Source organism: Pseudoalteromonas sp. S2755 (assembly GCF_005886535.1).
In the GTDB taxonomy this organism is placed as follows: Bacteria; Pseudomonadota; Gammaproteobacteria; order Enterobacterales; family Alteromonadaceae; genus Pseudoalteromonas.
In genome coordinates, this window is the sequence record NZ_PNDS01000005.1 from 39380 (window position 1) to 50183 (window position 10804).

Annotated in this window: 7 protein-coding genes; 2 read left to right on the forward strand and 5 right to left on the reverse strand. The window is 43.7% G+C overall.

Annotation, left to right across the window (positions count from 1 at the left end):
* Positions 1-41: 41 nt before the first annotated feature.
* From epd to CWC03_RS01670, 5 genes are all read right to left on the reverse strand, one after another.
* Positions 42-1052, reverse strand: a complete 1011-nt coding sequence (epd, locus tag CWC03_RS01650; RefSeq protein ID WP_017216577.1) for an erythrose-4-phosphate dehydrogenase — start codon at positions 1050-1052, stop codon at positions 42-44.
* A 109-nt stretch (positions 1053-1161) separates the two neighbouring features.
* Positions 1162-1779, reverse strand: a complete 618-nt coding sequence (locus CWC03_RS01655) for a 3'-5' exonuclease (RefSeq protein WP_138580320.1) — start codon at positions 1777-1779, stop codon at positions 1162-1164.
* 3 nt (positions 1780-1782) lie between these two features.
* Complete coding sequence (locus tag CWC03_RS01660; RefSeq protein ID WP_138580321.1) at positions 1783-3621, reverse strand: DUF294 nucleotidyltransferase-like domain-containing protein; 1839 nt, start codon at positions 3619-3621, stop codon at positions 1783-1785.
* Between the two features lie 90 nt (positions 3622-3711).
* Positions 3712-5436 carry a sodium:solute symporter family protein gene (locus tag CWC03_RS01665; RefSeq protein ID WP_138580322.1) on the reverse strand — a complete coding sequence of 575 codons (1725 nt, stop codon included), beginning with the start codon at positions 5434-5436 and terminating at the stop codon, positions 3712-3714.
* An 11-nt stretch (positions 5437-5447) separates the two neighbouring features.
* Entirely contained in the window at positions 5448-5711 is a 264-nt protein-coding gene (locus CWC03_RS01670) for a DUF4212 domain-containing protein (protein WP_138580323.1), read from the reverse strand.
* Between the two features lie 410 nt (positions 5712-6121).
* Here CWC03_RS01670 and CWC03_RS01675 point away from each other — a divergent pair, with 410 nt between their 5' ends.
* Positions 6122-9547, forward strand: a complete 3426-nt coding sequence (locus CWC03_RS01675) for a PAS domain-containing hybrid sensor histidine kinase/response regulator (protein WP_138580324.1) — start codon at positions 6122-6124, stop codon at positions 9545-9547.
* Between the two features lie 117 nt (positions 9548-9664).
* On the forward strand, positions 9665-10495 hold the full coding sequence (purU, locus tag CWC03_RS01680) for a formyltetrahydrofolate deformylase (protein ID WP_138580325.1): 831 nt from the start codon (positions 9665-9667) through the stop codon (positions 10493-10495).
* Positions 10496-10804 lie beyond the last annotated feature (309 nt).

The window sequence follows — 10804 nt, forward strand, 5'->3', positions numbered from 1 at the left end:
TGTGCAGACAATTTGATTATAACAGCGTCTGAAACAAATGATTAGCCACGCATCATCACGCAAGCGGTATCAAGCATACGATTAGCAAAACCCCACTCGTTATCACACCAAACTAGCAGCTTAACTAAGCGCTTGTGACTCACTCGAGTTTGCGTACCATCGATAATACAAGAATGTGGATCGTGATTAAAATCAACCGACACTAGCGGCTCTTCAGTGTAGCTTAGTACCCCTTCTAAACGACCACCAGCGGCCTGTTTTAGAACCGAGTTTACCGCATCAATTGTGACATTTTCATTGAGCGTCACACTCAGATCCATCGCCGTAACATTGATTGTTGGCACCCGTACCGCGATCGCCTCAAAACGACCTTGGAACTTAGGTAAAATACGCTCAATACCGCGAGCAAGCTTAGTATCAACAGGGATGATGGATTGGCTTGCCGCGCGCGTGCGCCGTAAATCACTGTGATAAGCATCAATCACTTGTTGATCATGCATAGAGGCGTGAATAGTCGTAATAGCGCCAGACTCAACACCAAACTTATCGTCTAGCACTTTAATTACCGGAACAATACAGTTCGTTGTGCATGAGCCGTTAGACACAATTGTGTGCTCAGGTGACAGTATCTCTTCGTTGATACCAAAGATCACCGTCGCATCAACATCAGCATCCGCGGGATGTGAAAATAATACTTTCTTTGCCCCTGCCTGAATATGCGCAAGTGCGTGCTGACGAGAATGATAGACGCCTGTGCAATCAAGCACCACATCAACATCTAGCGCGCGCCAAGGCAGGTGACTTGGATCCGGCTCTGAAAATAACTGGATCTTATCCTCAGCTACTTCCAAAAAAGATTCTGTTAACGAAACTGGAAAAGCAAAACGCCCATGTGAGGTGTCGTATTTTAGAAGATGCGCGATCCCTTTAGGATCCGCCAACTCATTGATGGCTACAATTTGTATTTCGTGGTGACGACCCGACTCATAGAGTGCTCTTACGATATTACGCCCTATTCGACCAAAGCCATTAATTGCAAGCTTGATTGTCATTAAATTGAAAATCCATGAAGTCGCAAGTACGAAAGTTCCCCTTCGTTTTGATGGCGCTATTGTAATCGACCTGAGTAAAATGTGTAAGAGGCTAGGGCAATTTTTTACCTCAAGTTAAATCCGCAATTTTACATTTACCGCCAGCACAAATGGCCTGAGATTGCGCCAACAGTAGCTCCGCTGTCGCTAAAGCATCGCTGAGCGCATCATGCAATTGATGAGGAGGTAAACCATAACGCATTCTACAAGCGTTTAGTGTTAATGCATCTTGCGCCAACGGATAGCCTTGCTTTAATACACGACGCTTGTCTATCTGCATAGTATCTAATAGCAAGGCAGGTCTTACATTTAGTTCAAAGCGCTGAAATGCTGCCTTAAGAAACGCCCAATCCATCTGTACATTATGACATACCAACACTTTACCGTGGAGCGCGCGCTGAAGCGCCAGCAACAAAGTTTGTAAGGATTCACCCTCAGCCAATCGACTACTACTAATACCGTGGAAAACTGGACTTTGTGCAAGCGTTCGCACCTCACTGTTCAAATGATACTGCGCATCTTTCACTTGGATCCGCATATTTTTAATCGGCAACCAACCAGCCGACACAATTTCATGGCGCTTAGGATCAAGCCCGGTGAGCTCAAGGTCTAGCACCACTAACTCGGCTTGCGCAAACGGCAGATGTTTATAGCGCCACTTAGCAATAGAGTGAGAAAACCAGTTCATTGCTTATAAACTCCCTCGAGCAAACTTAAACGCACTCGCCTGCTGTGCTTGTTTTACTAAATAAAATGCTTCTTTGAGTTGATGCCGTTCTAGAGAAGAGAGGTTTTCTGGGTTAATACAATTTCCTGGTAATCCTTCATGGTTGATTTGAGTCTTTAACCGCAATTGTGTTAAGAACCGCCAACAGTCTTTTAAATTGTCGATATCCGACTTAGCAAGTAATGGGCTTTTAGTCAGTGCCTCTAGGCGCTCTAATGTGTTAGCTCTTGCAACCCCAACCTTTAGCGCATACAACCTAACCACATCGTTGATAATAGCAACCCCACGTTTTTTAAGATCTAAATACTTATGTTTGCTCTTGTCTTTTTCCAGCTTAAATTGTTGAAAGATCCCGATCGGTACCGAATTTGCGTTGATGTCTGTCGCCATTGCCGCATAAAACAGCTCATTCCGACTGATCTGATCCAAAGATTGACGAAGGGTCGCATAGAGATCGCTGGCGCCATCAATAAAACGCATATCAAAGTAGATCTTGCAATTAAGCATCGCTTTTGGCGTAGGAGACAAGATCCAATTGCTAAATTTGGCGGTCCACTGGGCAACTGTGCCACGGCAATCTATATTACTAGCCATGATATTTCCCGGGCAAGATTGAATACCGCACTCGTTGAGTTGCTCACAGACAAACGCGCCTAAAGCAGCAAAGTAACTGCGATCGTTTTCGCTGATATTGTCTGGTAGCAATAAACCATTGTCCTGATCTGAATGTAAGGTCTGCTCTTCCCGTGCCTGAGAGCCAAAACAGATCCACGCAAAGCGGCAAGGCGCGGCGCCATGTTGCTGTTGATATAAATAGATTAATCTTGATGTTAGTGCATCAGTGAGGCCGCTTAGTAGTTTGCCAATCAATGAAATATCTTCGATATGATAGGAAAATTGACGTAATAGATCCGGGATCTCCTGAGCACAGCTTTTGATAGCCAAAAGGTTTTGTGCTTTGTAGATCCTGCCGATAAGCTGCACTGGATCACTTTTTTGCTGTCTCAGCAGATCGGTGCTGGTCAGCATGCCCAGTGGTTTATATGCTTCATTTAACACAGGCAAATGATGAATATTGTGCTTAAGCATTAAATGCAGGGCCGAAAACACACGGTTGTTTTCAAAAATATGTTTTGGCTTTTCCGTCATGATCTCAGCAAGTGGAGCACTGGGATCTTTGTCTTGCGCTAGAACTCGATTGCGCAGATCTCTATCCGTCACAACACCAACCAAGCGCGCTTGCTCCGTGACCATAATTGATGAAACACGATGCTGGCTCATCAATTTGGCAGCGTCACGAATACTCGCTGTTGGCGCGATAGTAACCGCATCTTTAGTCATTAGCTCAGATATTTTCCGCTCTGACCAAGTTTCGCTCTGCTGTTTATAACGAGAAGAAAGTAGTCGGTTAGCATGTGCTCTAACAAAGTATTGCTCAAACGATTTGTATTCTCGGCGCAAAAAATCAAAGTTCTGCTCATTGAGAATATAAACCAAGCCATCTTTTTGAACTTCGATGTGATTTTGAATGGCATCACCGGTTAATAAAGAAGGATAACCAAAGTAGTCTCCCTCGCTCATACGACCAATGACTTCGTCTTTAGCTGAGATAAGATCAACTACACCTGAGCGCAGCAAATATAGATTTGGCTTGCCATCTTGAAGCCAATCTTGTTGATTCGTCTGGCTAAGATAAACAATTTCGATATGTTTTGAAAAGTAGCTGGCAGCCGCTTCGGGCAATTCAGAAAACGGGGCTTGTTTATAAACAAACTGAAAGACATCTTGAATTTCTGGCGTCATACCTAACTGTCCTTTTAATCGTCTACAATTTTGCACTATCAAAAACAAATTTGCCCAGCACGCTGGCTGGGCAAATTCGATTAGCATTGCTTAGTGTGCGTGAGCAGCGCTAGATCCTTTCGGATTACGGATCCCATCAACCATCACTTTGACTTCTTCAGGTGTATCCGCAGTCACCTTCATAACCAGTGCAGCTACAAGGAAGTTCACTAGCATACCTACAATACCGATCCCCTCAGGAGAAATCCCAAACAACCAGTTTGCAGGGGCATTTAGCTCAGGGCTGACAAACTTAAAGTAAATAATATAAGCCGCAGTGAAACCTATACCCGTTACCATGCCGGCAATCGCACCTTCTTTATTCATGCGCTTAGAGAATATCCCCATGATAATTGCAGGGAAGAAACTCGCCGCAGCCAATCCGAAGGCAAATGCAACTACCGATGCAACAAACCCTGGCGGGTTTATGCCAAAATATGCTGAGATCCCAATCGCTACCATCGCAGCTAAACGCGCAGCCAGCAGTTCTTGTTTATCGTTGATATCCGGTTTAATGGTACGTTTCAACAAGTCATGTGATACCGATGTTGAAATAACCAATAGCAAGCCAGCAGTTGTCGAGAGCGCCGCAGCAATACCACCTGCGGCGACCAGTGCAATCACCCATGCAGGTAGATTCGCAATTTCTGGATTTGCTAATACCATAATATCGCGGTCGATCTTCACCTCGTTTGCACTTGCTGGATCATCAATCTTGCCCGCAGAGTACTGCATTTTGCCATCACCATTCTTATCGTTGAACACGATTAGGCCTGTTCTTTCCCAGTTTTTCACCCACTGTGGTGCTTCTTCATAAACCGTACCACTACCATCTTTACCGTTAATCGTGTCGATCATATTCACACGAGCGAACGATGCAACAGCCGGTGCTGTTGTATACACGATAGCGATAAATACTAAAGTCCAAGCGGCTGAAATACGTGTGTCTTTTACTCTAGGAACGGTAAAGAAGCGAACGATTACATGTGGTAGACCAGCAGTACCAACCATAAGTGCAGCGGTAATCGCAAACACATCAACCATACTCTTAGAGCCTTCGGTGTACTGCGCAAAACCGAGCTCGGTACTAAGTCCATCTAGCTTGTCGAGTAGATAGGTGCCCGAACCATCAGCCAACGTTGCGCCAAAACCGGTTTGTGGTAGCAAATGGCCTGTCATCATCAGTGAAATGAAAATAGCAGGAACTAAATAAGCAAAGACAAGTACACAATATTGAGCGACCTGCGTATAAGTGATCCCCTTCATACCGCCAAGTACCGCGTAGAAGAATACAATCACCATTCCGATGTAAACGCCCGTTTCGATATCCACTTCGAGGAAACGAGAAAACACCACACCAACACCACGCATTTGACCTGCAATATAGGTAAAACAGATGAAGATAGCACACAAAATCGCAACCACACGTGCAACCTGAGAATAGTAACGATCACCGATAAAATCAGGTACCGTGAACTTACCAAATTTACGCAAATAAGGTGCTAAACACAGAGCAAGTAATACATAACCGCCGGTCCACCCCATAAGGTAAACACCGCCGTCGTAACCAGCGAAGGAAATAATCCCCGCCATTGAAATAAAGGACGCTGCACTCATCCAATCTGCAGCAGTTGCCATACCGTTTGCAACAGGAGGTACGCCGCCGCCAGCAACATAGAATTCATTCGTGGACCCAGCTCTCGCCCAGATAGCGATACCGATATAGAGCGCAAAACTAAGGCCGACAATAATAAAAGTTAAAATTTGAACATCCATCGATTAGCCCCTCACTCGTCCACGCCGTATTTTTTGTCTAATGCATTCATTTTTGAAACGTAGACAAAAATTAACGCAACAAAAGTATAAATTGCGCCTTGCTGAGAAAACCAAAATCCGAGTTTAAATCCAAAAAAACGAACTCCGTTGAGCACATCAACTAACAGAATGCCAAATCCAAATGAGACGACAAACCAAATAGCGAGTAGCTTAAACATCAAGGCGAGATTTTCTGACCAATATGCTTTCGCTTGTTCTTCACTTTTAAAAGCCATTTTAAATCTCCTATCACCCGCTCCAACATAGAGCAAGTTGTGTTAATAGACCTTAATGAGAGTAGCAACGGCTTGGTAAGTTGAAATTGAGACCTTAGTCGTAACGGCAAGTTAACGTTTACGTAAACTGCAGATGTATAGTATTCATAAGAATTAAAAAGTCTTTACAAACAAAAGGATAAGTCAAAGCAGGTTGGATGAAGATGTATTTTCAATGAATAGATACGACAGTAAGACATTAGTCTAACTTGAATGGTGAATGAACGCCCTTACTTACCAAATAAAAACCTAACACTTTGATTGTTAATAAGATTAAAAGCTCAAATAAAATTATACAGTAAACTAGACTATGGGTGCCATTTGTTTGCTAAAGTATGACGGTATAAACAACAAAAACTATAACAAACACTATGACTGCCATTTTACTCCTCGTTGCCGCTGCTTATATTGGTGTACTTTTTTGGCTCGCCAACTGGGGAGATAAAACCACCCCCCGCGCACTCAAAATTAGTCATCATCCGTTTGTTTATGCCTTTTCCTTAGGGATTTATTGTACCTCTTGGACTTATTACGGCTCGGTAGGTACTGCGGCCACCAGTAGCTGGCATTACTTCCCCATTCTTTTAGGCCCCATTTTACTGTTTTTGTTCGGTCAGGGGTTTTTACGTAAACTCATATTGGTCAGTAAAAAGCAGAATATCACCACCATTGCCGACTTCATTTCAGCACGATACGGTAAACGCCAAACGACGGCCGTCATGGTAACGATGATAGCCCTATTGGCTACCATTCCGTATATTGCACTTCAGCTCAAAGCCTTGAGTAGTAGCTTCTTATTATTACAGCAGGACGAGCAAGTGTCGGGCACAGCACTCGCATTGGCTGGCACCTTGATCATGGCATTATTCGCAATTTTCTTTGGCACTAGAAAAGTAGATGTGACTGAGTATCGCTCAGGATTGATGTTGGCCGTTGCTTTTGAGTCTATCGTTAAACTACTCGCACTCGGTATTGTTGCTGTGCTTGCATGGCAATCCTTAGCTCAAGTTCCCGACTCATTTGAAGCACTGAGCAAACATTGGCAATCTTTTGATTTCTTTAACTTCAACTTCGTTGGACAAACGCTCATGGCAGCGGCTGCCATCGTCTGTTTGCCACGACAATTTCATGTTGTAGTGGTAGATAACCACAACACTTCACACTTAAAAACCGCACGCTGGGCATTTACGCTTTACCTGTTGTTGATAGCAGCCATGATTATCCCAATCGCTACTGCCGCTATCCATCCTGACATCGGCTATGGTGCTGCACCGGATAGTTTCGTACTCGCTTTACCTATCATGATGGAACATCCGATCCTCGCTACATTTGTATTTATCGGCGGTTTATCTGCGGCAACTGCCATGATAGTCGTTGCAACACTGACACTCAGTACTATGTTATCGAACGATGTGATATTGCCTTTGTTGTTTAAGCATAAATTTAAGAAGAACATTCTAAATAGCAGCTTTAAGAGTCAAATACTCTTAGTTCGACGCTTTGTTATCGCCGCAATCTTGTTACTTTCATACATGTACCAGCAATGGTTTGGCCATGGTGAAGCACTCGCGAATATGGGTTTAGTTGCCTTCTCATTGGTTACTCAGCTATTGCCTGCTATTGTCGGTGGACTTTATTGGCGTAAAGGCCATGCGTATGGTGTATATGCCGGGCTCATCGCGGGCTTTATCTGTTGGATGCTATTTCTTATGTTTCCAATTTTGGAAGCCGGTGGATTACTTGATTATGAAATGCGTCAAACCCTTATCACCCGAGGAACTTTACTTGCACTGCTCGCCAACATTAGTTGTTATATTAGCTTTTCTATCGGTGCACAGGAGCGCCTAATCGACCGTATTCAAGCCGCTGCATTCGTAAACCCAAAAGATCAGGCTGCACTATCTAAACGCTTGAATAAACAGGTTCGCGCTACCGTGTATGACTTTAAAGTACTGCTACAAACCTTCTTGGGGGTTCAACGCAGTCAGCAACTGCTCGGGCACTATGCTCAAAATAATATTTTAGAAGATAATGACGCGTACCCAGCCCCTGAATTTATCTCATTCTGCGAGCGCGCACTCACGGGAGTGCTCGGTGCTTCATCAGCCCAAGCTCTTATCCGTACCGTATCCTCTGGTCGCCAAATGGCATTTGAAGAGGTGGTTAACTTTTTTGATGAAACCACACAAGCATTACAGTTCAACCAAAACTTACTTTATACCTCATTAGAAAATTTAAGCCATGGAATTTCCGTTGTTGATAAAGATCTAAAACTCGTTGCATGGAACAAGCGCTATCACGAGATGTTCGCCTATCCAGATGGTTTCTTAGAAGTTGGACAACCTATAGAGGAAGTGATCCGCTTTAACGCCGAACGTGGTGAATGCGGACCTGGAGAAATTGATAAACACGTCGATAAACGAGTTCAACATCTGAAAAATGGCACCCCTCACCACTTTATTCGCCACCGTCGTAATGGCCAAGTATTTGAGATGACGGGGAACCCGCTGCCAGAAGGCGGGTTTGTGACGAGTTTTTCAGATATTACCACACATATTGCGACGCAAAACGCACTGGAAGAAATCAATATGGATCTAGAGAACCGTATTGAGGCTAGAACCCAAGAGATCCGCACCATTAATATGGATCTTAAAGCTGAAATAACCAATCGTCACGAAACAGAGCAGGCGTTAATGGCCGCTAAAAAAGAAGCAGAACAAGCAAATGAGAGTAAAACCCGCTTCTTAGCGCTTGCCAGTCATGATATTTTGCAACCACTCAATGCCGCACGTCTTTACCTAGCAGCGATTGATACCAACAATTTAGTAAGTAAAGATCAGGGTAACTTTGAAAAACTCACCGACAGCCTGGACTCTACTGTACACCTGATGAGTGCGCTTTTAGATATTGCAAAACTTGAACAAGGTGCAATGAAGCCCACTCCTAGGCATTTCAACATTGACGATATCTTACTACCACTGGCAAATGAGTATGCCATTATATCAAAAGAGAAAGGTCTCGAACTTAAGGTGAGAAGCTCCCACAGCATTGTACACAGCGACACCACTTACCTACGCCGGATCATTCAAAATCTGGTTTCCAACGCAGTTAAATATACCGACAATGGCAAAGTGCTTATCGCCTGTCGCCGCCGTAAACATAGTTTGAGGCTTGAAGTATGGGATACCGGTCCTGGAATTTCAAACCATGAGCAGAATAAGATCTTTAACGATTTTTATCGTATTCAAGCAGGCGATAATAAAGGTATTGGGCTTGGGCTTGGTGTTGTAAAACGTCTATGCGATCTATTATCCATTACAATTTCAGTGAACTCGGTTGTCAATCAAGGCAGCCGCTTTGCCATAGACATACCCTATGGCAATGTGGATTTACTCCAAGTAAAAGAAGATATTAGCCAAAAACCGCAAAGCAAAACTCAACTTAATGTCATCGCGGTTGATGACGATCCGAAAAACCTAGAAGCCATGGCGAGCCTGCTAGATAAATGGCATTGCTACTATCAGCTGTTTTACAAAGTAGAGGACGCGCTTGCTTACGCAAAACATAATCTTGCACCAGATGTTATTCTAATGGATTACCAACTTAACGATAACTGTGATGGGATCTCTTTGATCAAATCGCTACGCACCGCGTGGCAAAATACGGTTCCTGCTATTTTAATTACCGCTGTGAGGGATGAAGAAGTAAAAGTCGCCGCTAAGAATGAACAGATCCATTATCTGTCTAAGCCAGTAAAGCCAGCAAAACTCAAGGCTCTGCTCAATCATGGACGGTGAGCGCACAGACAGCTGTTGAATACGATAGCAATCGCAAAGTTTTTTGTTGGTAAGCATTTATCTCACTGCCAATTCGCAGTATTCTGAAAGTTCGCTTAGACGAATTGGAATGAGGTAATGAGTTACATACTAACGACAGAGTGCAAAGATGACATAGGACTGATCGCGAAGATCACTAGCCTTTGTCATGAGCACGACTTAAACATCACGCGAAATAATGAGTTTGTAGATAAAGAAGGACAGCGTTTCTTTATGCGTACAGAGCTCACAGGCACACCCAGTGATAACTTTCTAGCACAACTTCGTCAGTCATTACCAATTGGCGCCAAGTTAAACCTTTACGGGCAAGAACGAACAAAAGTGGTGCTACTTGCGACGAAGGAAGCGCACTGCTTAGGCGGCGTGTTGCTTAAACAATACGAACAAGCATTCAATATTGAAGTACAAGCAGTTATCGCAAACTATGATACGTTGGAACCCCTTGTTAAAGGATTTGGTATTCCTTTTCATCTGGTATCACATGAAGGGTTGAGTAGAGCTGAACACGACAGTGCAATGGCCGATTTAATCGCACAATATGATCCTGATATTGTTGGCTTGGCAAAGTATATGCGGATCTTAACACCGGAATTTGTATCACGCTTTGACGGGAAAATTATCAATATTCACCACTCATTCTTGCCTGCCTTTATCGGTGCAAAACCTTACCATCAGGCATTTGAGCGTGGCGTGAAAATTATTGGTGCTACCGCTCACTTTGTTAATGATGAATTAGATGAGGGGCCTATTATTGCCCAAAATGTCACGCAAGTTAGCCATGCTCAAAATGCTGAAGAGATGGCAAAAATCGGTAGAGACATTGAAAAAACAGTATTTTGTAACGCGTTACAATTAGCCTGCGAGCATAAGCTTTTCATTAACGGCAATAAAACTGTCGTCTTTTCATAATCAATTTCAGAAGCGCTGTTTAGCAACATAGGAAATGAGCGCATGGATGCGTGCACTCCCACAATGCTGTGTATTCGGTGGTAGGAGCGAGTTTACCTCGCGATGTGTTGATTACCTTGCGAGCTTTTCTAAATTCCAAACAGCAAAAAACCCGTCGCATTGCTGCAACGGGTTTCTCTAATAAGGCCCTAGCTCGCTACGAAGAAGGATGTTTTATTCTTTTTGTTTGGGAAGCCTAATAGCTCGGCGGGTAAACCACCTCCGATCATGCAGCTCAGTACTGATGCGGTGGTAGGAGCGAGTTCACCT

Bases quoted from the DNA above. Each gene is read 5' to 3' on its own strand.
- epd (WP_017216577.1), bottom strand. From the start codon at position 1,052: ATGACAATCAAGCTTGCAATTAATGGCTTTGGTCGAATAGGGCGTAAT.
- CWC03_RS01655 (WP_138580320.1), bottom strand. From the start codon at position 1,779: ATGAACTGGTTTTCTCACTCTATTGCTAAGTGGCGCTATAAACATCTG.
- CWC03_RS01660 (WP_138580321.1), bottom strand. From the start codon at position 3,621: ATGACGCCAGAAATTCAAGATGTCTTTCAGTTTGTTTATAAACAAGCC.
- CWC03_RS01665 (WP_138580322.1), bottom strand. From the start codon at position 5,436: ATGGATGTTCAAATTTTAACTTTTATTATTGTCGGCCTTAGTTTTGCG.
- CWC03_RS01670 (WP_138580323.1), bottom strand. From the start codon at position 5,711: ATGGCTTTTAAAAGTGAAGAACAAGCGAAAGCATATTGGTCAGAAAAT.
- CWC03_RS01675 (WP_138580324.1), top strand. From the start codon at position 6,122: ATGACTGCCATTTTACTCCTCGTTGCCGCTGCTTATATTGGTGTACTT.
- purU (WP_138580325.1), top strand. From the start codon at position 9,665: ATGAGTTACATACTAACGACAGAGTGCAAAGATGACATAGGACTGATC.